The organism is Aquaspirillum sp., from assembly GCF_055136605.1.
Genome location: NZ_JBSQVP010000018.1, coordinates 14,808 through 36,946 on the forward strand (window position 1 = coordinate 14,808; position 22,139 = coordinate 36,946).

Sequence of the window (22,139 nt, forward strand, 5' to 3'; positions counted from 1 at the left end):
AGAAAAAATCAAAGCCCCGTAAAGGGAAAATCACACGCTGGGCGGTGGCCGCTGATGATTTCAGCAAGGGCTTTGCCCGAGCCGGGGCCTTGCGTCCAACCAAGGGTACCGTGCCCCGTGTTGAGAAACAGATTGTGCCACCCTTTTGCACGTCCAATAAAGGGCACATTGCTGGGGGTGGATGGCCGCAAGCCACTCCAAAACTGTGGATGATCGTAGTCTGCTGCCTCTGGAAACCATGCCCGAGCTACCTGTAACAAGGCTTGGCAACGGATGGGGTTAAGGTGATGAGAATATCCACTGAATTCTGCTGTCCCTGCAATCCGTAATTGATCGCCAAGCCGAGAAAACACCACTTTTGCGGCTTCATCAGTCATGCTCACCTCAGGGGCGGCATCAGGGCGGGTGATGTTAACGGTGGCTGAATAGCCTTTAGCGGGATAAATGGGCAGTCGCATCCCCACTGTCGCGGCAATCAAGGGCGAGAAACTGCCGAGTGCCAATACATAAGCATCGGCATGTAAGGCTTGATAGTGTCCTTCGGCATTGGTCACCGAGACCGCCGAGATCCGGCCATCTCCCCCCGCTTCTAACGCATTAATGCGATGACCAAATAAGAAAGTCACCCCTTGTTGTCGTGCTTGTTCAGCCAAGGCACGGGTAAACAGTCGCACATTGCCAGAGGCATCCGTCGCACAATATGTCCCACCCACCAAGCGCTGGGCACAGTGTTTCAGTGCTGGCTCAATCTCAATCAGTTGCGCGGTACTCAGTACCTGTCGTTCCACCCCGTACTGCTGCATAAAACGGGCAATCTGGGCAGCCTGATCCAGTTCTTGTTGTTGGTCGTATAGACAGATAATCCCTTGAGAACGGCGTTGATAGTCGAGTGCTAGGCTGGCATCGAGTTCAGCAAAAGCTGCGCGGCTATACAACCCGATTTGCAACATGGCACGGATATTATTTTGCTGGCGCTGTTGCCGACATTCCCACAAAAATCGTAAGCCCCATTCCCATTGCTGTGGGTCTAATCGCCATCTAAACAACAGGGGGGCATCTTCACGCCATAGCCATTTCATTGCCAACCAAGGGGCATCAGGTGAGGCCCACGGTTCGGACTGGCTGACCGAGAGCTGGCCACCGTTGGCAAAGCTGGTTTCGTTGGCGGCTTGGCTTTGCCGGTCAACCACGGTCACATCATGGCCGGCCTGTGCCAAAAACCATGCAGTGGAGACGCCCACCACCCCCGCCCCCAACACCAGCACTCGCATATTTCATCCTTCTCTACACAGGGTTCGCTGTTTAGCGTGCCGCCAGTTCATAAACCGTTTTGCCGCGTAATTTGAACAAATCTGTCGCGTGATACAAATTTTCAGAATGACCGACAAATAATAAACCGTTTTGTTTCAATAACGGATGGAATTTCTTTAACACCGCATACTGTGTATCACGGTCGAAATAAATCATCACATTGCGGCAGAAAATCGCATCAAATTTATTGCGAATCGGCCAATTATTTTCCACCAAATTGATTTGCCGGAATGTAATCATATTCCGTAAAACCGGTTTCACCCGATAACGACCATCGGCTTGTTTTTCAAAGTATTTTTGTTGCAAAGCAGCTGGAACTTTATTCACTTTATCTGCTGCATAGTAGCCATCTGCCGCTACTTTCAGCACATGCGTATCTAAGTCAGAAGCAAACACTTGGATATTGCTGCGGCCACCAGTGGCCTCGAGTAGGGTGATTGCGATGGAGTAGGGTTCTTCTCCAGTGGATGCCGCAGCACACCACACGTTGATTTCGCCACTGAGATTTTTAACGTGATCGGCTAACAGCGGAAAGTGATGTTCTTCACGGAAGAAGAAGGTCAGGTTGGTGGTGAGGGCGTTAACAAAGGCTTCTAGTTCGTCGCGTCCAGCAGGGGATTCTAGAAAATTGACATAGGCCGCAAAATTGGCCAGCTTTAATTCACGGACACGGCGCACGAGACGACCATATACCATATCTTTTTTTGTCGGATTGAGGGCAATTCCTGCCTTGCGATGAATAAAGTTGCGGATGCGCTCGAAATCTTGCTCGGTGAATTCAAATTCACGGGCAAAATTCATCGGCGGGAGATTGGGCAAAGGCGGAAATAAAGGTTTGCCGGCAGACATGATGAACCTCTCTATGAGACAAATAGCAAAAAGCCCAAGCAGTGTGCTGCTTGGGCTTGACCGGCGGCAGCCTTAATCAGTGGGGCTTAAACCGAGAAAGAAGAACCGCAACCACAGGTAGACACGGCGTTCGGGTTTTTAATCACAAATTGTGAACCCTCAAGGCTTTCCTGATAGTCGATTTCTGCGCCAATGAGGTATTGATAGCTCATGGGGTCAATTAACAAAGTCACCCCTTCTTTTTCAACTAGGCTATCGTCTTCATTCGCAATTTCATCGAAGGTAAAACCATACTGGAACCCAGAGCAACCGCCACCTGTGACGAAAACGCGCAGTTTCAGGTCGGGATTGCCTTCTTCAGCAATCAATTCTTTGACTTTGTTACATGCGCTGTCGGTAAACACCAGTGGCATGGCAGGGGCATTCATAGATCAATCTCCTTAAAAACGGGCTCTTTGGATTATGGCGGCCACCTGTTGCAAAATCAATCATGCCACCAGTGGGGTTTTTAAGGCAGCAAGGGGACGTGGTCGATCCCTGTTTGTTCAGCGAAGCCAAATAATAGGTTCATATTTTGTACCGCTTGCCCCGCCGCGCCTTTAACCAAGTTGTCGATCACCGACAAAATCACCACCGTGTCGCCACCTTGTGGACGATGCACCGAGATACGGCAGGTATTGGCACCACGGACAGAACGGGTTTCTGGATGGCTGCCGGCTGGCATCACATCGACAAAATGTTCATTGGCATAGCGGTTTTCATACAAGGCTTGTAAATCGACCTCTTTGGTTAGCCGTGCATACAACGTGGCATGGATACCGCGAATCATTGGGGTCAGGTGTGGCACAAAGGTTAAGCCCACTGGTGTACCTGCGATTGCAGCCAACCCTTGTTTAATTTCTGGCAAATGGCGATGACCTGCTACGCCATAGGCTTTGAAGGTGTCACCGGCTTCGGCAAATAAAGCACCCACTTCGGCTTTCCGGCCAGCACCAGAGACACCCGATTTGCAGTCAGCAATCAGGCTGGTGCGGTCAATGGCATCGGCTTCTAACAGCGGTAGGAAACCCAACTGGACGGCAGTTGGATAACAACCGGGGTTGCCGACCACGCGGGCTTGTTGAATGGCTGCCCGATTGACTTCGGGTAAACCATAAACTGACTCTGCCAACACATCTTGGCAGCTATGTTCCATTTTGTACCACTGTTGGAATTCACCGGCATCACGCAGGCGGAAATCTGCCGCCAAGTCGATCAACTTGACCCCTGCGGCTAACAAACGAGGTGCCTCTGCCATGGCCACACCATGCGGCGTGGCGAAAAACACCACATCACACTGTTCTAGTTTGGCTTCATCAGGTGTGGAGAAAGCAAGATTCACCCGCCCACGCAAGCTAGGAAACATCTCTGCCACTGGCATCCCGGCCTCTTTGCGCGAGGTAATCGCGGTTAGCTCCACCTCAGGATGGGTTGCCAATAAACGAAGCAGCTCTACGCCGGTATAGCCTGTACCACCTACAATCCCTACTTTAATCATGTTGAGATCCTTGCTTTAAATATCAGCCAAACAGAAAGGCGATAATACTAGCTTTTGCTGCATAAGATTGCGATGCTATTTCTGTTGCAATTTAAGGAAAATCATCATGTCGAGTCATGAAAGTGCGATGCAAGCGGCGCGGACACTGGTTGCCAACCATCATCATGCCAGTTTGGCCACACTCTCTCTGAAATGGGAAGGACATCCGTTTGCAAGTTCTGTGGCGTATGTGGCCGATCTGCAAGGTCGTCCGGTGATGTTGTTAAGTGGCTTGGCTGAACATTGCCAAAACTTACGTGCAGATCCGCGTGCAAGCGTGTTAATCAGTGAACAAAAATCTGAACACTCTGCCGAGCAAGTCGCCCGTTTAACGTTGATGGGGCGGATGTCTCCTGTCAATTTGACTGAAGCTGAGCAGCAGCATTTTTTACATGCTTTGCCGCACATGGCAGATTATTTGCAGTTGGGTGATTTTGGTTTTTGGCGGCTAGAGGTGGAGAAAATTCGTTTGATTGCCGGATTTGCTGCTGCGCGTTGGTTGTCCGGTTCGGAATATCTGCGTGCCGAGAGGGTCTTAGAGTAGATCTCGCAGTCGGTACCACAGCATCGCAAGGACTAAAGCCGGCGTACGGAAGCGCGGGCCGCCGGGAAAGGGACGATGTTTTAAGCGGCTAAACACATCGAAGCGACTGGCTTGGCCACTGATGGCTTCTGCCATCAATAAACCGGCCAGTCCTGTTAAAGCAACACCATGCCCTGAGAAACCCTGTGCATAAAACACATGCGGTAACAAGCGGCCAAAATCAGGGGCGCGGTTCATGGTGATATCAACAAAACCACCCCAACCAAACTCAACTTTACTCGCCGCCAGCTTTGGGAAAACTTTTAACATATCTTGTCGCATCGATTGTTTCAGGTTGAGCGGCGACATACCGGAATAACTGACCCGACCCCCAAATAACAAACGCCAATCATGCGATAGACGGAAATAGTCCAAGACGAAATTGGTGTCGCACACTGCGCTATTTTGCGGTAGCAAACTGCGTGCAAGCGACTCACCCAAGGGTTCCGTCGCAATAATATAGGTACCCACCGGCATAATGCGCCGGTCGAGTGCTGGCGCCAGCTCGCCGAGGTAGGTATTGCCTGCTAACACCACATAGTTAGCTTGGACTTGGCCTTGTGGTGTGTTTAACACAGCTGGGGGCCCTGCTTTAATTGCTTGCACCGGACTGTGTTCGTAAATCTGTACACCGCTATGGCTGGCTGCTTGTGCCAGACCGAGGGCATAGCGCAAAGGGTGGAGATGGCCGCTGTTGGGATCGTATAAGCCGCCGATGTAGCGTGATGAGCGCAGATAGGGATCTAGCTCATAGCGCCCTTCGAGGATATTAAAGTCATGGTAGTCGTAGTGATCGGCGGCCTGTTGTTGCCACTGTCGCAGGGCATCCATCTGGCGCATTTTCAGTGCGGCATGAACATAACCCCACTGTAGGTGACAGTCGATGTGATAGGCCTCCACACGTTCTTTCACCAGTTCCACTGCCTCCAAGCTCATCTGCCACACGCGGCGAGCTTGTTCATGACCCAGTTGTTGTGCAATGGTTTCCATACCACAAGCGACATCGTTTAACACTTGGCCGCCATTACGCCCAGAAGCCCCCCACCCGACTCGAGCCCCTTCCAAAATCACCACCGAAAACCCGCGCTTAGCTAATTCAAGGGCAGCACTCAGCCCAGTATATCCGGCACCGATCACACAGACATCGGCTTGGACTGAGTTTTGTAGCGTGGGATAGTGCGGCATGGGGCCGGAACTGGTGGCATACCATGAGGCGGTGTGCTCTTGGTGAGCGAACAAGCGGGGCGTATTGTGCATAAACCTACCTGAGAAAGACCACAGGGAGGCTTTCGCCTCCCTTGTTAGCGTCAGTGCCTTAGGCGGCGAGTAACCGCCGTTTTTTCTCGGCGCGTGCCATGACACGATTGGCGACAATTACCAATGTCCCAACCACGAACACGGTGATGGTTGCCAAGGCGTTGATTTCGGGGTTTAAGCCGAGCCGTACCCGCGAGAAAATCAACTGTGGCAAGGTGGTCGAGCCGGGGCCAGATAAGAAGGCGGTAATCACCAAATCATCTAACGACAGGGTAAACGCCAATAGAAAGCCCGATGCTAATGCTGGCGCAATCAAAGGCAGCGTGATGACGAAAAACACCTTCATCGGACGCGCCCCCAAGTCCATCGCCGCTTCTTCAACCGAGCGATCCATTTCCACCAACCGTGAGCGAATCACCACCGTGACATACGCCATACACAAGGTGACATGGCCGACCCAGATGGTGAGGACACCGCGTTCTTCCGGAAAGCCAAACCACTGCTGCATTTGTACAAACAGCAATAACATCGACAAACCGGTAATCACTTCAGGCATCACCATCGGTGCTGTAATCATGCCAGCAAACAGGCTTTTACCGCGAAAACGGCCGAAACGCGCTAATACCATGCCCGCAATCGTGCCTAGTGCCACAGCCATGACACTAGATAGCAACGCCACTTTGAGGCTCAAACCCAGTGCTGACATCACGGCTTCATCGCGGAACAACTCGCCATACCAGTGGGTGGAAAAACCACCCCAAACGGTAACCAGTTTGGAGGCGTTGAACGAGTAGATCATCAAAATCACAATCGGCGCATACAGAAAAAAGAAACCGATGCCGAGAGAGGTTTTGCCGAACCAAGATATTTTTTGACTCATGATGATTGGTTCCTAGTGACGTGCGGCGGCTTGTGCCAACATCCGTTCTTCACGGCGATGGAGCAAGACAATCGGCAACACCAACAATGCCAACATGATGGTTGTAACAGCCGCTGCCATTGGCCAGTTATTGTTGTCGAAGAACTCCATCCACAATACTTTACCGATCATCAAGGCTTCGGGTGTGCCCACTAATTCGGGAATCACAAACTCACCCACCGCAGGGATAAACACCAACATCGAGCCTGCAATAATGCCGTTCTTGGACAGAGGTAAGGTGACTTTCAAAAAGGCTTCCCACGGTTTACAACCTAGGTCTGACGCAGCTTCGAGTAAACGCCCGTCCAATTTCACCAAGTTGGCGTACAACGGCAAAATCATAAATGGTAGATAGGTGTAAACCATCACGATTTGCACCGAGAAAGCCGTGTGCATCAACTGTAACGGTTCTTGAATAAAACCAAAGTTGAGGAGTAATTGGTTAATCAAACCTTCATTGTTCAACAACCCCATCCACGCATACACCCGTACCAAAAAAGAGGTCCAAAATGGCAACATCACCAACATCAGCAAGGTGTTGCGGCGCGATTCCTCGGCTCGGGCAATGGCATACGCCATCGGGTAGCCCAATAACAAGCAGAGCGCCGTGGTGGTGATGGCGACTTTGAGCGAGCTTAGATAGGCATCGGCATACAGGCTATCTTCGGCAATAAAGGTAAAATTACCGATATTGAGCGAGATATTGATCAGATTATCGGCAAACTCTACAAGAGGCCGATACGGTGGACTGGCGATTTCCACCTCTGAAAAACTGATCTGTAGCACGAATAAAAACGGCACGAGGAAAAATAGCAGCAGCCAACCATAAGGAATGGCAGTGAGCAGCGTTTGGCCCGAGGGAAAGAAGCGTTTCATTGTGTGAGCACCACCCCATCGTTATCACCCCAACTGATAAAGACAGGCTCTTCCCAAGTTGGAGCAGGTTCATCGCGCCATTGTGTGGCGGGCACACTGGCTTTGATAATTTTGCCGCTGGCTAGTTTGATGTGGTAAATCGAAAAACCACCCAGATAAGCAATATCGTGTACGACACCACTGGCTTGATTACGGACTTCTGTGGGTTGTTCACGAGATAGATAAACGCGTTCTGGGCGTAAGGAATACCAAAGCTGCATCCCCAGTGCGCCAGTAATGCCGTGGGCAACGAAAATCGGGGTGGGAAGATCGGGGCTGGCAATCTCGACGAAATCAGGTTCATCAACCGCTAAATGACCTTCAAAGATATTGGTTTCACCAATAAATTCAGCGGTGAAGCGACAATTTGGATACTCGTAGATTTCGTTTGGCGTGGCGACTTGTAAGAGTTGGCCTTCGCTCATGATCGCAATGCGGCCTGCCATCGTCATCGCTTCTTCTTGATCGTGGGTCACCATGATGCAGGTGACCCCGACTTGCTCAATCAGATTGACCAGCTCAAGTTGGGTTTGTTGCCGCAGTTTTTTATCCAACGCCCCTAACGGTTCATCCAACAATAACAGTTTGGGACGCTTGGCTAAGGAACGTGCTAACGCCACCCTCTGTTGTTGACCACCAGAGAGCTGATAGGGTTTGCGACCCGCGTATTTTTTCATCTGCACCAAATCGAGCATTTTTTCGACTCGGGCATCAATCTCAGCCTTCGGTAATCGATCTTGTTTCAAACCAAAGGCAATGTTTTGTGCGACAGTCATGTGAGGAAACAGCGCATAGCTTTGGAACATCATATTGATTGGACGTTCATAAGGCGGCAGCTGTGTAATATCTTGACCATCAAGAATAATACGACCCGATGTTGGGGTTTCCATCCCTGCCAACATCCGTAATAGTGTGGATTTCCCCGAGCCTGAACTACCGAGCAGGGCAAAAATATCGTTTTTATTGATTGTCAGATTGACGTGGTCAACCACGGTGTTGTCACCAAATTTTTTGACCACATCGACAATTTGCAGGTAAGGCTGGCCCGATTTGGCCGCGTTGGCTGCGCTCACAGAAGATTCCATCAGCATCACAATCCACAGGGGTACGGGCGTCTGCCCGTACCAAGTTCATAGACAAAAAACGAGCTGCTGTTGACTAGGCCAGCACAGCTCAGCACTTATTTACGAGTTTTGATTTCCGTCCATAAGCGGGTCTGAAGGCGTTGGATTTTGGAATCCAAAGGCAGCTGCACAAAGCTGGCTTTTTGTACTTCAGGGCTCAGGTAGATCGAGGGGTTTTTGCGGTCGGCTTCACTCACCAGCGCTTGTGCTGGTTTGTTTGGCACAGCGTAATGAACGGTGTTAGCTGCATCTGCATGGACTTTAGGCCGCAAAATGTAGTTGATGAACAGGTGGGCGTTCTCGACGTTTTTCGCGTCTTTTGGAATCACCATGCTATCCATCCACAACATCACACCGGTTTTCGGTGCCAAGACCTGCAGTTCAATTTTGCGTTTGGCTTCGGCAGCGCGGGTACGGGCGATGTTTAAGTCACCTCCATAGCCCAGGGATACACACAGCGAACCATTTGCAAATTCGTTGATATAGCCAGACGAGCTAAAGCGGGAGATATTGGGCCGAACTTTTTTATACAAGTCGGCTGCCGCACGCCAATCGGCTTCGTCGGTGGTGTTGGGGTTTTTACCCAGATAGTGCAGGGCGATTGGCAAGGCTTCGGCAGGGCTGTCTAATACCGAAATACCGCAGGACTTCAGTTTGCTGCTGTATTTTTCGTTAAACAGTAAGTCCCATTCATTGGCTGGCATCGGTTCGTTGCCTAATGCGGCTTTTACCTTGGCAACATTGATACCCAGTGTGTTGATACCGTAGAAGTAGGGCACAGCAAACTTATTGCCGGCATCAAACTTGTCCATCTGTTGCATGATGGCAGGGTCGAGGTTGCCGTAGTTGCTGATTTTGCTCTTGTCTAAAGGTTGATAGACACCGGCTTGGATTTGTTTGGCCAAAAAGGCATTGGTGGGCACCACAATATCGTAGCCAGAACGACCGGTCAGGATTTTTGCCTGCAACACCTCGTTAGAGTCGTACACATCATAGCGCACCTTGATGCCCGTCTCTTTTTCGAAGTCTTTGATCGTATTGGGCCCGATGTAATCCGACCAGTTATAGATATTCAATACCTTGCTTTCAGCCTGTGCCATCGGCGTGGCAAACGCGGCAATCACAGCGAAGGCAACCAGTTTTCCGGTAAAGACGCGCATCAGTACAACTCCTCTATTAAGCCGCCGACCATCCCAATGATGGTCGGTCAGCACCGGCAAGGTGCCGGGGCGGGGGATTTTACAACCGCCCTAACTCACGGGCGAACTCATCAATACACTTTTTCGCCAAAGAGACAAATTCTTCGGCTTCGCTGCGGGTCATTACCAGCGGCGGGGCCGAAATCATACTGTCTCCGGTGGCACGCATGACTAAATTATTGCGGAAACAAATATCACGGCAACGTAATGCTAACTCACCGCCATTGGCAAAACGCTTGCGTGTGCTCTTGTCTTCGACCAGCGTTAAAGCAAAAAAGAAGCCAAGCGTTCGCACATCATCCACCAGTGGATGGTGATCGAAAGCGTCATGCCACAGTTGATGAGCATACGGTACCACCTCGCTATTCATGCGTTCGATGATGTTTTCTCGTTGCAGAATGCGAATGTTTTCTGCTGCGACTGCGGCGGCGACGGGATGGCCGGAATAGGTAAAGCCGTGGTTGAAATCACCTTGCTTTAATACTTTTGCCACCTCGTCATGCACCAACACGCCACCAATCGGCAAATAGCCAGAGGACAAGCCTTTAGCAATCGTCATCAGGTGAGGTTTGATGCCGTAATATTGCGAACCAAACCAATGGCCGGTGCGCCCGAATCCACAAATCACTTCATCAGCAATCAATAAAATACCGTATTGATCACAAATGCGCTGGATTTCTGGCCAATAAGTTGTCGGTGGGATGATGATGCCGCCGGCGCCTTGCACAGGTTCACCGATAAACGCCGCCACATTTTCCACGCCCAGTTCTAGAATTTTCTTCTCTAATTCCCGCGCGGCTTTCAGGCCATATTCTTCTGGCGATAAGTCGCCACCATTGGCATACCAATACGGTTGTTCAATGTGAACGATGCCCGGAATCGGTAAATCGCCTTGTTGGTGCATATAATCCATGCCGCCGAGCGAAGCGCCACCGATAGTAGAGCCGTGATAACCATTGATACGAGAAATGATGGTTTTCTTATTTGGCTGTCCAAGGCTGGCCCAGTAGTGGCGCACCATGCGAATGACTGTGTCGTTACCTTCCGAACCTGAGTTGGTATAGAAGACGTGGTTGAATCCCTCGGGGGCAACTTCGGATAACAGCTGTGAGAGTTCGACCACGGGTGGATGCGTGGTTTTGAAGAAGGTGTTGTAGAACGGCAATTCCTGCATTTGACGGTAGGCCGCGTCTGCCAACTCTTTACGGCCATAACCGACATTGACGCACCACAGCCCAGACATCCCATCAAATAGCTTATTGCCTTCAGAATCCCACAGATAGACCCCTTCGCCTTTTACAATCACGCGGCTACCGTGGCGATTGAGGCCATCCATATCCGAGAAGGGATGTAAGTGATGAGCGGCATCCATAGCTTGCCATTCGCGAGTGGTGTGTGTTGTGCTCATAATTTTGATTCCTTACAAAATATCGTTGCCGGTGTGGTTTGTGTCGTGACACTAAACATGCAGCAATAAATGACGACGTTCCCACGGGCTAATTACCCGCGCATATTCGATGTACTCTTCTTCTTTAACCGCGCAGAAGGCGTTTACAAAACGCTCACCTAACACTTCTGCCATCGGTTTGCAGCCACGCAACACTGGGATGGCATCATCCAAACCACGTGGGAAGGCAAACGGAAAACCATAGGCATCGCCTTCTAATGGGGCCGATGGTTGTTGTTTTTCCATGATGCCCAACCACGCAGCGGCTAGGGTGACGGCGATGGCGAGGTAGGGGTTGCAGTCCACCCCGGGCAGCCGGTTTTCAATACGGCGGGCAGCGGGGCTGGAATGGGGGACGCGGATACCGCAGGTGCGGTTGTCATAGCCCCATTGCACATTGATCGGCGCAGCGGTGTAACGCACTAACCGGCGATAGCTGTTCACAAAGGGCGCAAAGAAAGCAATGACTTCGGGGAAGTATTTTTGCATACCACCGATGGCATGCAGAAACACCTCACTTGGGCTGCCATCAGCGTTAGAAAACACATTTTGACCAGTTTGTTTATCGACCACACTCATGTGTAAGTGCATGGCAGAACCGGGTTCGTTCTCCATCGGCTTGGCCATAAACGTGGCATACATATTGTGACGAATCGCGGCTTCGCGCACAGTTCGTTTAAACAAGAATACTTGGTCGGCCAACTCAAGCGGATTGCCATGCAGGAAGTTAATTTCCATCTGGCAGGCACCGACTTCATGAATTAGGGTGTCGATGGCGAGGTTTTGTGCTTCGCAATAGTCGTAAATGTCTTCGAACAAGGGATCGAATTCATTAACAGCATCAATCGAATAAGCGGCACGGCCCGTTTCAGGACGACCGGTGCGGCCAATCGGTGGTTGTAACGGCACATCGGGATCGCGGTTCACATCAACAATATAAAACTCCATTTCGGGCGCAATAATCGGCTCCCAGCCACGTTCTTCATACAGCTTTAACACACGGCGCAACACATAGCGTGGCGACAAATCAACCGGTGTCCCGTCAAACTTATAGCAATCGTGGATCACCTGTGCCACGGGGTCTTTGGCCCAAGGCACCAGCCGAATGGTGTTCGGATCGGGGATGAGCACCATATCTGGGTCGGTAGCAGGCGTAATATTTTCGGCATATTCACCCGTCACGGTTTGCACCAACACCACTTCTGGCAGGCGCATCCCATCGTCTTCGCTAAACTTTTCGCGTGGCACAATTTTGCCACGGGCAATACCCGTGAAATCAGGGATGACACATTCGACTTCGGTGATGCGATTCTCTCGCAGCCATTCACTTAATACTGTCATGGTGTTTCCTTAAGAATGCCGGCTTTGTTGCCGCTGTTGACAGGCGCGGGCAAAGGCACTGAACAGGGTTTGTGATAAACGGTTGTCTTGATATTGCCACTCGGGATGCCATTGCACCGCCATCGCAAAGTTTTTGGCATCACGGACACGGAAGGCTTCAATCAAACCATCGGGGGCGCGTGCTTCTGCGACTAGACTGGGTGCCAATTCGCGTACACCTTGGCCATGCAGAGAATTGACTTCGGCTTCAGCCGCGCCATACCAAGCCCCTAAAATACTGTCGCTTTCAAAGCGAATGGTGTGGGCAAAGCCATATTGCTGGGCTTTGTCCTCGCCTTGTTCGCGGTGGTCGAGCATATTCGGCTGCTCATGCACTTTCTGATACAGCGTGCCACCTAGGGCAACATTCATTTCTTGAAAACCACGACAAATACCGAGAATGGGCACACCAGCAGCAATGGCAGCGCGCAGTAAAGGTAAGGTCGTGGCATCACGGGCGCTGTCGTTAAAGTCATTGGCGACGGGCTCGGCACCATAGTGATGGGGTTCGATATTGGATGGGCTGCCGGTAAAGAGAATGCCGTCGGCGAGTTCTAAAATTGCCTCAAGCTCGTTGTCTTCTCCTAGCGCAGGTAACAACAACGGTTGGGCGCCGACGCCTCCGCGTACAGCTTGGATGTATTTCTCTCCCACAAGGTGAAAGAACTGGCTTTCCTTGAGCCACCACCGGCAACATGGGATCACCACCCGAGGTAAGCGAGAAGAGGATTTTGACATTGCAATGGACTCACAAAAAAATGGCGTCCGTTAGGGACGCCGGATCAACATTAAGCAAGCACCGTTTCTGCCGGCACATGGGGATAACCATGGGCTTGTGCGACTGCGTGGTAATTCACTTTCCCCAAGCACACATTCAGCCCAGCACGCAGGTGGGCATCATGTTGTAATGCGCCTTTCCAACCCTGATTGGCTAAGGCCAACACAAACGGCAACGTGGCATGAGACAAGGCTTGGGTCGAGGTGCGTGCAACGGCCCCCGGCATATTGGCGACGCAGTAATGCACCACGTTATCAACCACAAAGGTGGGGTTTTGGTGGGTGGTGGGATGCGAGGTTTCAAAGCAACCGCCTTGATCGATAGCAACATCCACCAACACCGAGCCCGCTTTCATCAATTTCAGCATCGGACGGGTAAGCAGCTTCGGTGCGGCACTGCCGGGAATCAGCACGGCACCAATCACCAAGTCAGCGCGGACTAATTCATCTTCGATGGCATCTTGGGTTGCATAACGTGTTGCGAGATGTGGGCCAAATAACTGATCGAGTTCACGCAAGCGCGGCAAAGACACGTCTAACAATGTCACACGTGCGCCTAGGCCCATTGCCATCTTCGCGGCATTGACACCCACGACGCCCCCGCCCAAGACTAAAACGCGTGCTGGCATCACACCGGGTACGCCAGACAGCAATACGCCAGCCCCGCCTTGACTGAGCTCCAAGCAATGGGCCCCCGCTTGAATAGCCATCCGGCCAGCGATTTCCGACATCGGTGCTAACAAAGGCAAGCCACCTCGCTGATCGGTTACCGTTTCGTAAGCCAGCGCCACACAACCTGAATCAACCAGCGCCTGAGTGAGATCAGGATTGGGCGCTAAATGCAGATAGGTGAATAAAATCTGCCCACGTCGTAAGCGAGCACATTCCTCTGGCTGAGGTTCTTTAACTTTGACAATCAATTCTGCTTCGGAAAAGACCGTCGCCGCATCGTCGGCAATACGCGCACCGGCGGCAATATAGTGGCTGTCGGAAAAACCGATCGCTGCGCCAGCGTAACGCTCGACAACCACATCGTGACCTTGTTTCACTAACTCTTTAACTGCTGCTGGGGTGAGGCCAACGCGGTATTCGTGGTTTTTGACCTCTTTGGGAATACCGATAAGCATGATGCGTCTCCTTAGACAACCAGTGAGTAAAATTCAGTCTAGCCACGTTAAAAATAATTGACAAGAGCTAACAAAGAATTTTTACTGACATGGTAGATCTTAACGTGGTGTGCGCCAAAATGATGCTGCATGGCAACAAAAAAGCGCACTGTGACAAAGATATAGCCGGTTAATAAGAGAAATAGATGGCAAAGCGGTGTGACGCCTTGCTGAAAAAGCGGATAACAGGCGTCAATTATTATCGACATTTGGAGTGAAGACCCCAATGGACATCGGAATGCGCCTCAAAATGGTGCGAGAGCGTTATGGCTTGTCGCAACGAGAATTGGCGAAAAAAGCAGGTGTGACCAATTCCACCATTTCCCTGATTGAACAAAATCGGGTCAGTCCATCGGTAAGTTCCCTTAAAAAACTATTAGAGGGAATCCCGATGACCTTAGGTGAGTTCTTCACCTTTGATGAGCCGGTGCAAGCCTTACCACGCTATATCTATCGTCCGCACCAACAACCCGATTTGGGTCAAAATGGGCTGCGTTTGTTGTTGCTTGGGGTGGGCATTGCCGACCGACAAATGCGAATGTTGCGTGAGCTGTATGCTCCCGGTGCTGATACGGGTCCCGAGTCTATTCGGCATGATGAGGGTGAAGAATGTGGTTTTGTGGTGCGTGGCACCATTGAATTAACCATTGATGGTCAGGTACATGTGTTACACAGTGGTGATGGCTATTACTTCCCCAGTACCCTGCCCCATCGTTTTCGTAATATAGGTGCGGATGAGGCCGAGATTATCAGCGCCAATACCCCCGCTAATTTCTAAGTTTCCTTTTAAGGAGTGCTGTTTGATGTCTTCCTTGTCTCATGCCGATTGGCAACAACGCGCCAGTGCTATTGTCCCCGAGTCGCGTGCTTTTATTGATGGTGAATATATTACGACCACAGCGTCTTTTGTGACGGTGAATCCCGCTACGCGTCAACCCTTGGCGACAGTCTCCGCGTGTGGTCAAGATGAAGTGAATGCCGCTGTCAAAGCGGCACGGAGGGCTTTTGAGCAAGGCGTGTGGGCAGGGCTGGCGCCGGCAGAGCGTAAGGTGCGGTTATTGGCTTTTGCCGAGGCAATTCGTGCTGATGCTGAACATTTGGCCTTACTGGAATGTTTAGATACAGGTAAACCCATTTCTGATGCTTTGGCTGTTGATGTGGCAGGTACTGCCTATGCGGTGCAATGGTTTGCTGAGGCGATTGATAAAGTTGGTGGCGAACTGGCGCCGCTGGCACCGAATTTACATGGCACTGTGAGTCGTGAGCCGGTGGGGGTGGTGGCAGCGATTGTGCCGTGGAATTTCCCGTTATTGATGGCCAGTTGGAAATTTGCTCCGGCGTTGGCTGCCGGTAATTCAGTGTTATTAAAACCTTCGGAAAAATCACCACTGACCGCCATTCGTTTGGGGGCTTTGGCACAACAAGCAGGCATTCCTGCTGGTGTATTTAATGTATTGCCGGGGGCTGGGGATGTCGGGCAACAACTTGCTGAACACATGGATATTGATTGTGTGGCTTTCACGGGTTCGACAGCGGTGGGCAAAAAAATCATGGCCTATGCTGCACAATCGAATCTCAAGCGGGCGTGGCTAGAATTGGGCGGTAAGTCGCCGAATATTGTGTTTGCCGATTGCCCCGATTTGAAAGCGGCGGCGCGTGCGGCAGCGGGTGGGATTTTCTTTAACCAAGGCGAGATGTGTTCGGCAGGCTCGCGTGTATTGGTGCAGCGAGAGGTGTTTGAGGCTTTCCAAGCTGAATTTGCAGCGGCGGCGGCACGTTATCAACCAGCCGACCCCTTACATCCGAAAACACGGATGGGGGCGATTGTCGATGACATCCAATATCAGCGCGTGTTGCGTTATATCGAAATTGGTAAGCAACAAGACCGTTTGTTGTTTGGCGGCGAGGCAGTTGATACTGAAATAGGGTACTTTATTGCGCCAACAGCGTTTTATTGCCAACCAGACAGCGTATTAGCACAGGAAGAAGTGTTCGGCCCAGTGTGTGCGGTGATCCCTTTTGATAACGAAGATCATGCAGTCGAAATTGCCAACGATACAGAATATGGCTTAGCGGCGGCGTTGTGGACGCGTGATGTCAGCCGTGCCCACCGCCTCAGTCGTCGTTTGCGTGCCGGCACGGTATGGATCAATTGTTATGATGAAGGTGGTGACCAGAATCTCCCCTTCGGTGGTTATAAACAATCGGGTAATGGCCGTGATAAATCGCTACATGCCTTGGAAAAATACACAGAATTGAAATCGACGTTGTTAAAACTGTACTAATCGGCCAGTACATGGCGCACAGGCTCGCGGTATGATGGCCATCCTCTAACGAGCCCTGTGTGCCCACTAGCTGAGAGTGTTTGCATGTATTTTGAACATATTGTGGTTGTTAACGATCCAAATCATCCTGTCCCGCCGTTGTCTCGTGCCCAATTGTGGCGAGGCCTACGGCGCCGCGCGTATTCGCCCCTTGAGTTTATTGAAGCTGCCGACGATTGCACGATTGTAGAACAAGGCGAAAATTGGCTGCTGCGAGAGATACACTTTGGCCAAATGTCGGTACGTGATCGTATTGAATTTCTGCCACAGCAGGCTGTCCACTACCACACCGAGGCGAATGAGCAACATGCTGGTGGCAAAGTGTCGATGGTGATTGAAGAGCCTCAAGCTGGTGTGATGTGTGTCCGTTTTGTCTATCAGACCCCTCTCCCTGAACAATCTCCCGAGGAAAAGCACTATGCCTCGTATGTCAAAAAAGCCTATCAGCAAATGGACATTGAGAGCATTCGAATCATCCGCGAGCTGGCCGAGCAAGGCGAATTGAACGAGCCCCATTAAAAGAGAGTGATATGAAAACAACGTTGAAATGGATTGATGGTGTGTGTTTTATGGCAGAAACCGGCAGCGGTCATGCCGTAGTGATGGACGGTGCGCCTGAAGGCGGGGGGCGTAATCTGGGCCCGCGACCGATGGAGCTATTGTTGGCCGGCACTGCGGGTTGTACCAGCTATGATGTAATCAGTATTTTGAAAAAATCACGGCAAGATGTGCGTGATGTCAAAGTTGAAGTGGATGCCGAGCGTGCCGAGACCGATCCTAAAGTGTTTACACGGATTCATTTGCACTTCGTCGTTGTGGGGCGAGATTTAAAACCCGAGGTGGTTGAACGGGCGATTCGTCTGTCAGCTGAAAAATACTGTTCTGCTTCGATTATGTTGGGTAAAACAGCAGAAATTACCCACGATTTTGAAGTATTACAGGCTGATTGAGCCATAGACAGCGAGGTGAGCCGTGGATGAGATGGTGTTGGCGGCGTTGGCAAAATGGCCGAATGTGCCCGATGTATATGGTTGGCTAAAACTCGATGGACGTGGGGATTGGTTGATATTAGACAGCCGTGTGAGCCATGCCGGGTTAAGTGAGTTTATGCACCGAAATGTGGGGGTGGATGAGCGTGGCGCCTGCTTTGTACAAAATGGGCCGCAGCGGGTGTTTTATCAGTATGCCACTGCACCGTGTGTTGTCAGCTGGCAAGCAGCAACATGGCAAGCCCGCCCTCAGTTTGATTTGTCATGTGGCATAGACCATGCGTGGTGGGTCGATGAGGGTGCGCTCTATCTTGGCTTTGGACAGACTTTAGCCGCCGTCGATGATCGTGATTTGCCTCTGTTGTTGGGTTGTCTTTACCATGCAGATGGGCGGCCCCTCGATGACTGGCCACAGGCTGGCGCACAATTCATTGTTGCGAATCAACATGTGCCGCTTGAGGTGATTTCTCGTACCGATTTACTGCATCGCTATCAGCTCTGTATCAACCCAGATGCACAACAAAGCACCGACTGTGTGTTAGGTCAAAGTCGGTGAGCCAGAAAATTTTGTGCAAGGGAAGCGCTGGCAGTATGCTTGTATCGTTTTATTTGCAGCGATAGTCTGCGAGTCAATGGCGTGTTAGCACGACAGCGACGGCTGCAACGTTACATCCACATGGGAAATTCGAGATGAATAAAAAGCACAAAAAACGGTTGGAGCAACTCACCGATATCCTTGCAAAAGAACAGCCAATGGTATCAGGGGCAGTCGAGGCGTTTTATCCTTATGATCTAGTGTTGCTACTACAGCACCACCCACAAATCCGTGCCTTGGTGGCCGAGATTGCAGCCTCTGCGGTAACAACCGTTCCATCCGAAGCATTGCCGCTTGTTGCACCCGTGGCATCGAATCTGGTTGTTTTAAGTGAGTTAGAGCAGGTACAACAGCGCCTACAAGAGGCTGAAACCGATAAACAACGAGCACAAGAAGAATTGCGCCAACTGCGTGAACAGTGGGAAGCCTTAGAGCCTGAACATGAACGCTATCGTTGTGATTTAGAATGGGCGCAAAGCGAACTGCAAAAAGTACAACAGCGCAATAGTGAGCTGGTTGTGCAGACCCAAAATGCCGTGGTTTTACCAGAAGCCGTGATGCAGCTGGTCAAGCTGTTGCAAGCCCAGCCGAGTTTGGCCCATGCTTGGTTGAAAGAATTGCCGACTGCTGAAGGAGAATTGGCCGTCAAAGTCATCGCAGCAGTGGCCGTGTGGCGAGGCATTGAAGCCCTGTGGGATTGTTTAGCGCATATCAGCAAACAACAGAAACAGCCGGTTATTCAACAGCAACAACAGCTGTTAGATGCCGCTCTTGCCTTACATCAAACCCTGACCGGTGACACCGCTTCTGCGCTTGTATCTGCTGAACTTGATGCACGTTACGATGCCGCACAATATGAACGTTGTTGTGGTCGTAGTGGACAAACCATTGCCCAACAATGTTTGCCCGGGTTGCGTAACAGTGACGGCAAATTGGTGCGGAAGTCGCTGGTAAAAACTGCCTAAGTTCAATTTCTCTGAATAAGATCAGCAACTCTTTTCGCTAACATTTTCGCGATTCACTCTTTATATTTCCTCGATCAACAGCGGTTAACTTTAACCGCTGTTCACTTTTTTTGAGGAAATATCATGCTCACCCTACGCCCTGCTCAAGAACGTGGCCATGCTGAATTTGGTTGGTTATCTGCCCGCCACAGTTTTTCGTTTGGTCACTATTTCGACCCTCGTTTTACGGGTTTTTCTGATTTATTGGTCATCAATGACGACCGAATCGCTCCCGGTGGTGGCTTTCCGATGCATGGTCATCGCGATATGGAAATCATCACTTGGGTGTTAGAGGGTGAGCTAGAACACCAAGACAGTATGGGGCATCGTGCACGGATTGTGCCGGGGGAAGTGCAATATATGCGGGCCGGTAGCGGGGTGCGTCACAGTGAATACAATGCTTCAGCACAACACAGTTTGCGGTTACTGCAAATTTGGATTCAACCACAAACGCTGGGTTTGTCACCGACTTACCAACAGATTGCTTTTTCTGCTGAGGAATTACACAACCGTTTACATTGTATTGCTGCACCACATCCTGCACCCCGTCACGTCACCTTAGCGCAAGATGCTTATCTCTATGCCGGTCGTTTCGAGGCCGGTGCTGCTTGGCAACATACTTTCGTGGCGGGTCGCTGTGCCTATCTACAGTTGGCGCGGGGTGAATTGTTAGTGAATGGGATCGCGATGCAGGAAGGCGATGGGCTATTTATCGAACAAGAAACCCGACTCGATTTGTTGGCTGAACATGCGGCTGAAGTATTGTTATTCGACCTGCGGCATGTACCACAATAATGAAAAACCCGCTGCGTGGGGCAGCGGGTTGGCCAGCGTTTAACGACTGATTGGCTTATAGCGAATCCGTTTTGGTTTTGCGCCTTCTTCACCCAAACGTTTTTTCTTGTCTGCTTCGTATTCTTGATAGTTACCATCAAAGAACACCCATTGGCTCTCGCCTTCGCACGCTAAGATATGGGTCGCGATACGGTCGAGGAACCAACGGTCGTGAGAAATCACCAACACCGAGCCAGCAAACTCTAGTAAGGCATCTTCTAAAGCACGCAGCGTTTCAACGTCTAAATCGTTGGAGGGCTCGTCAAGCAGCAACACATTGCCGCCTTTCAGCAAAGTTTTCGCCAGATGCAAGCGGCCACGTTCACCGCCTGACAAATTGCCAACGATTTTTTGCTGATCGCCGCCTTTGAAGTTAAAACGACCCAGATAGGCGCGGCTCGACATTTCAAACTTACCGACTGTAATCAAATCCAAACCGCCCGACACCTCTTCAAAAACGGTTTTATTTGATTCCAAATTGGCACGACTTTGATCAACAAATGCCATTTGTACCGTTTGGCCAATTTTGACGCTGCCGCTATCAGGCTGTTCTTGACCGCTTAACATACGGAACAAAGTCGATTTACCGGCACCGTTGGGGCCGATGATGCCAACAATCGCGCCGGCTGGGACTTTGAAACTCAGGTTGTCGATCAATAAACGATCACCAAAGCCCTTGCTGACATTTTCAAATTCGATGACCTCGTTGCCTAAACGCTCGGCGACAGGAATAAAGATTTCTTGGGTTTCATTCCGTTTTTGATGTTCGAAGCTGGATAACTCCTCAAAACGGGCAATCCGTGCCTTGGATTTTGCCTGACGCCCTTTAGGATTTTGACGCACCCACTCCAGCTCTTGTTTCATCGCCTTCATACGGGCAGCTTCGGATTTATTCTCTTGAGCTAAGCGCGCTTCTTTCTGCTCAAGCCAGCTTGAATAGTTGCCCTTCCAAGGAATCCCGTGGCCACGGTCCAATTCTAAAATCCACTCTGCCGCATTATCTAAGAAGTAACGGTCGTGGGTCACGGCAACGACTGTGCCGGGGAAGCGCACCAAAAACTGTTCTAACCATTCAACCGACTCAGCATCTAAGTGGTTGGTTGGTTCGTCTAATAGCAACATGTCTGGTTTGGACAACAACAATTTGCACAATGCTACGCGGCGTTTTTCACCCCCAGAGAGATGACCGATTTTGGCATCCCATGAAGGTAAGCGCAGCGCATCAGCCGCAATTTCTAGTTGCAGACTGGTATTGTCTCCTGCGCCGGTGGCAATAATGGCTTCTAATTTGGCCTGCTCTTCTGCTAGTGCATCAAAATCGGCATCAGGCTCAGCATAGGCGGCATACACCTCATCCAAGCGTTTTTGCGCTGCCATGACATCACCCATGCCCGACTCAACTTCTTCACGGACCGTTTTTTCTGCATCTAATTCTGGTTCTTGTGGCAGATAACCAATTTTGACCCCAGCAAGATGTTGCACCTCGCCTTCATATTCCTTTTCCACACCGGCCATGATTTTCAACACGGTTGATTTACCCGAGCCGTTCAGACCAAGTAAACCAATCTTGGCACCGGGGAAGAAAGAAAGAGAAATGTCTTTAATGATTTGCCGTTTTGGAGGAACAACTTTGCTCACGCGGAGCATGGACATCACATATTGCGCCATAACTGTGTTGCTTTCTTAAGTGATTAAACCCAGCAAACAGTATAACAGCCGTCCATCTCAGGCAATGTTTACCCTTGAAGTGACATTTTTTGTTCAAACAGTAAAAAATAAATTTTTTTATAACAATGCTTTATCTACTTTTCTAGATTTTTTTGGTGATTAGGTGTTGACGATGGTTGGTGGAGTGGGTATAGTTCGCTTCCTCGCTGCAACACAGCAGCA

Annotated in this window: 22 protein-coding genes; 8 read left to right on the top strand and 14 right to left on the bottom strand. The window is 50.6% G+C overall.

What is annotated here, in order from left to right:
* Nucleotides 1-8 precede the first annotated feature (8 nt).
* From ACTBZS_RS04705 to argC, 4 genes are all read right to left on the bottom strand, one after another.
* Nucleotides 9-1,271 carry a D-amino acid dehydrogenase gene (locus ACTBZS_RS04705; protein WP_463043419.1) on the bottom strand — a complete coding sequence of 421 codons (1,263 nt, stop codon included), beginning with the start codon at nt 1,269-1,271 and terminating at the stop codon, nt 9-11.
* 31 nt (nt 1,272-1,302) lie between these two features.
* Entirely contained in the window at nt 1,303-2,160 is an 858-nt protein-coding gene (locus tag ACTBZS_RS04710) for a CheR family methyltransferase (RefSeq protein WP_463043420.1), read from the bottom strand.
* An 86-nt stretch (nt 2,161-2,246) separates the two neighbouring features.
* Nucleotides 2,247-2,588, bottom strand: coding sequence for an iron-sulfur cluster insertion protein ErpA (gene erpA / locus ACTBZS_RS04715; RefSeq protein WP_022653466.1), 342 nt, complete (start codon nt 2,586-2,588; stop codon nt 2,247-2,249).
* 80 nt (nt 2,589-2,668) lie between these two features.
* Complete coding sequence (gene argC, locus ACTBZS_RS04720) at nt 2,669-3,697, bottom strand: N-acetyl-gamma-glutamyl-phosphate reductase (protein ID WP_460431267.1); 1,029 nt, start codon at nt 3,695-3,697, stop codon at nt 2,669-2,671.
* A 106-nt stretch (nt 3,698-3,803) separates the two neighbouring features.
* Here argC and ACTBZS_RS04725 point away from each other — a divergent pair, with 106 nt between their 5' ends.
* Nucleotides 3,804-4,280, top strand: coding sequence for a HugZ family pyridoxamine 5'-phosphate oxidase (locus tag ACTBZS_RS04725; protein WP_463043421.1), 477 nt, complete (start codon nt 3,804-3,806; stop codon nt 4,278-4,280).
* Here ACTBZS_RS04725 and ACTBZS_RS04730 read toward each other — a convergent pair.
* From ACTBZS_RS04730 to ald, 9 genes are all read right to left on the bottom strand, one after another.
* On the bottom strand, nt 4,272-5,576 hold the full coding sequence (locus ACTBZS_RS04730; protein WP_463043422.1) for an NAD(P)/FAD-dependent oxidoreductase: 1,305 nt from the start codon (nt 5,574-5,576) through the stop codon (nt 4,272-4,274). The two genes, ACTBZS_RS04725 and ACTBZS_RS04730, sit on opposite strands and share 9 nt — an antisense overlap.
* Before the next feature lie 58 nt (nt 5,577-5,634).
* Nucleotides 5,635-6,459 carry an ABC transporter permease subunit gene (locus tag ACTBZS_RS04735; RefSeq protein WP_460431278.1) on the bottom strand — a complete coding sequence of 275 codons (825 nt, stop codon included), beginning with the start codon at nt 6,457-6,459 and terminating at the stop codon, nt 5,635-5,637.
* Between the two features lie 9 nt (nt 6,460-6,468).
* Nucleotides 6,469-7,371 (bottom strand): ABC transporter permease subunit, encoded by a 903-nt coding sequence (locus tag ACTBZS_RS04740; RefSeq protein WP_463043423.1) that lies wholly within the window; start codon nt 7,369-7,371, stop codon nt 6,469-6,471.
* Nucleotides 7,368-8,495 (bottom strand): ABC transporter ATP-binding protein, encoded by a 1,128-nt coding sequence (locus ACTBZS_RS04745; protein WP_022653473.1) that lies wholly within the window; start codon nt 8,493-8,495, stop codon nt 7,368-7,370. Before ACTBZS_RS04745 ends, ACTBZS_RS04740 begins: the two co-directional genes overlap by 4 nt.
* 95 nt (nt 8,496-8,590) lie before the next feature.
* The gene (locus tag ACTBZS_RS04750) at nt 8,591-9,694 is read right to left on the bottom strand and encodes a polyamine ABC transporter substrate-binding protein (RefSeq protein ID WP_463043424.1); all 1,104 of its coding nucleotides are present in this window, start codon (nt 9,692-9,694) and stop codon (nt 8,591-8,593) included.
* A 79-nt stretch (nt 9,695-9,773) separates the two neighbouring features.
* Nucleotides 9,774-11,141, bottom strand: a complete 1,368-nt coding sequence (locus ACTBZS_RS04755) for an aspartate aminotransferase family protein (RefSeq protein ID WP_460431261.1) — start codon at nt 11,139-11,141, stop codon at nt 9,774-9,776.
* Between the two features lie 51 nt (nt 11,142-11,192).
* Nucleotides 11,193-12,521, bottom strand: a complete 1,329-nt coding sequence (locus ACTBZS_RS04760; RefSeq protein ID WP_463043425.1) for a glutamine synthetase family protein — start codon at nt 12,519-12,521, stop codon at nt 11,193-11,195.
* Between the two features lie 9 nt (nt 12,522-12,530).
* Nucleotides 12,531-13,298 carry a gamma-glutamyl-gamma-aminobutyrate hydrolase family protein gene (locus ACTBZS_RS04765; RefSeq protein ID WP_460431259.1) on the bottom strand — a complete coding sequence of 256 codons (768 nt, stop codon included), beginning with the start codon at nt 13,296-13,298 and terminating at the stop codon, nt 12,531-12,533.
* A gap of 50 nt (nt 13,299-13,348) precedes the next feature.
* On the bottom strand, nt 13,349-14,464 hold the full coding sequence (gene ald, locus ACTBZS_RS04770; protein WP_463043426.1) for an alanine dehydrogenase: 1,116 nt from the start codon (nt 14,462-14,464) through the stop codon (nt 13,349-13,351).
* 265 nt (nt 14,465-14,729) lie between these two features.
* Here ald and ACTBZS_RS04775 point away from each other — a divergent pair, with 265 nt between their 5' ends.
* The 7 genes from ACTBZS_RS04775 (at nt 14,730) to ACTBZS_RS04805 (ending at nt 20,210) form a co-directional block, all read left to right on the top strand.
* Nucleotides 14,730-15,281, top strand: a complete 552-nt coding sequence (locus ACTBZS_RS04775; protein ID WP_460431257.1) for a cupin domain-containing protein — start codon at nt 14,730-14,732, stop codon at nt 15,279-15,281.
* Between the two features lie 25 nt (nt 15,282-15,306).
* Entirely contained in the window at nt 15,307-16,788 is a 1,482-nt protein-coding gene (locus ACTBZS_RS04780) for an aldehyde dehydrogenase (RefSeq protein WP_463043427.1), read from the top strand.
* Between the two features lie 84 nt (nt 16,789-16,872).
* On the top strand, nt 16,873-17,346 hold the full coding sequence (locus ACTBZS_RS04785) for an SRPBCC family protein (RefSeq protein WP_022653481.1): 474 nt from the start codon (nt 16,873-16,875) through the stop codon (nt 17,344-17,346).
* Between the two features lie 11 nt (nt 17,347-17,357).
* Nucleotides 17,358-17,777 carry an OsmC family protein gene (locus ACTBZS_RS04790; RefSeq protein WP_460431254.1) on the top strand — a complete coding sequence of 140 codons (420 nt, stop codon included), beginning with the start codon at nt 17,358-17,360 and terminating at the stop codon, nt 17,775-17,777.
* A gap of 31 nt (nt 17,778-17,808) precedes the next feature.
* Nucleotides 17,809-18,372 carry a DUF2946 family protein gene (locus ACTBZS_RS04795; protein ID WP_052165401.1) on the top strand — a complete coding sequence of 188 codons (564 nt, stop codon included), beginning with the start codon at nt 17,809-17,811 and terminating at the stop codon, nt 18,370-18,372.
* A 134-nt stretch (nt 18,373-18,506) separates the two neighbouring features.
* Complete coding sequence (locus ACTBZS_RS04800) at nt 18,507-19,376, top strand: hypothetical protein (RefSeq protein ID WP_463043428.1); 870 nt, start codon at nt 18,507-18,509, stop codon at nt 19,374-19,376.
* 123 nt (nt 19,377-19,499) lie between these two features.
* Entirely contained in the window at nt 19,500-20,210 is a 711-nt protein-coding gene (locus ACTBZS_RS04805; RefSeq protein WP_463043429.1) for a pirin family protein, read from the top strand.
* A 39-nt stretch (nt 20,211-20,249) separates the two neighbouring features.
* On the opposite strand, the gene ettA is transcribed toward ACTBZS_RS04805, so the two are convergent.
* Nucleotides 20,250-21,917 (bottom strand): energy-dependent translational throttle protein EttA, encoded by a 1,668-nt coding sequence (ettA, locus tag ACTBZS_RS04810; protein ID WP_460431251.1) that lies wholly within the window; start codon nt 21,915-21,917, stop codon nt 20,250-20,252.
* Between the last annotated feature and the right edge of the window lie 222 nt (nt 21,918-22,139).

Bases quoted from the DNA above. Each gene is read 5' to 3' on its own strand.
- ACTBZS_RS04805 (WP_463043429.1), top strand. From the start codon at position 19,500: ATGCTCACCCTACGCCCTGCTCAAGAACGTGGCCATGCTGAATTTGGT.
- ACTBZS_RS04800 (WP_463043428.1), top strand. From the start codon at position 18,507: ATGAATAAAAAGCACAAAAAACGGTTGGAGCAACTCACCGATATCCTT.
- ACTBZS_RS04790 (WP_460431254.1), top strand. From the start codon at position 17,358: ATGAAAACAACGTTGAAATGGATTGATGGTGTGTGTTTTATGGCAGAA.
- ACTBZS_RS04740 (WP_463043423.1), bottom strand. From the start codon at position 7,371: ATGAAACGCTTCTTTCCCTCGGGCCAAACGCTGCTCACTGCCATTCCT.
- argC (WP_460431267.1), bottom strand. From the start codon at position 3,697: ATGATTAAAGTAGGGATTGTAGGTGGTACAGGCTATACCGGCGTAGAG.
- ACTBZS_RS04705 (WP_463043419.1), bottom strand. From the start codon at position 1,271: ATGCGAGTGCTGGTGTTGGGGGCGGGGGTGGTGGGCGTCTCCACTGCA.
- ettA (WP_460431251.1), bottom strand. From the start codon at position 21,917: ATGGCGCAATATGTGATGTCCATGCTCCGCGTGAGCAAAGTTGTTCCT.
- ACTBZS_RS04750 (WP_463043424.1), bottom strand. From the start codon at position 9,694: ATGCGCGTCTTTACCGGAAAACTGGTTGCCTTCGCTGTGATTGCCGCG.
- ACTBZS_RS04725 (WP_463043421.1), top strand. From the start codon at position 3,804: ATGTCGAGTCATGAAAGTGCGATGCAAGCGGCGCGGACACTGGTTGCC.
- ACTBZS_RS04785 (WP_022653481.1), top strand. From the start codon at position 16,873: ATGTATTTTGAACATATTGTGGTTGTTAACGATCCAAATCATCCTGTC.
- ACTBZS_RS04755 (WP_460431261.1), bottom strand. From the start codon at position 11,141: ATGAGCACAACACACACCACTCGCGAATGGCAAGCTATGGATGCCGCT.
- ACTBZS_RS04745 (WP_022653473.1), bottom strand. From the start codon at position 8,495: ATGGAATCTTCTGTGAGCGCAGCCAACGCGGCCAAATCGGGCCAGCCT.
- ACTBZS_RS04765 (WP_460431259.1), bottom strand. From the start codon at position 13,298: ATGTCAAAATCCTCTTCTCGCTTACCTCGGGTGGTGATCCCATGTTGC.
- erpA (WP_022653466.1), bottom strand. From the start codon at position 2,588: ATGAATGCCCCTGCCATGCCACTGGTGTTTACCGACAGCGCATGTAAC.
- ACTBZS_RS04730 (WP_463043422.1), bottom strand. From the start codon at position 5,576: ATGCACAATACGCCCCGCTTGTTCGCTCACCAAGAGCACACCGCCTCA.
- ACTBZS_RS04780 (WP_463043427.1), top strand. From the start codon at position 15,307: ATGTCTTCCTTGTCTCATGCCGATTGGCAACAACGCGCCAGTGCTATT.
- ACTBZS_RS04760 (WP_463043425.1), bottom strand. From the start codon at position 12,521: ATGACAGTATTAAGTGAATGGCTGCGAGAGAATCGCATCACCGAAGTC.
- ald (WP_463043426.1), bottom strand. From the start codon at position 14,464: ATGCTTATCGGTATTCCCAAAGAGGTCAAAAACCACGAATACCGCGTT.
- ACTBZS_RS04710 (WP_463043420.1), bottom strand. From the start codon at position 2,160: ATGTCTGCCGGCAAACCTTTATTTCCGCCTTTGCCCAATCTCCCGCCG.
- ACTBZS_RS04795 (WP_052165401.1), top strand. From the start codon at position 17,809: ATGGTGTTGGCGGCGTTGGCAAAATGGCCGAATGTGCCCGATGTATAT.
- ACTBZS_RS04775 (WP_460431257.1), top strand. From the start codon at position 14,730: ATGGACATCGGAATGCGCCTCAAAATGGTGCGAGAGCGTTATGGCTTG.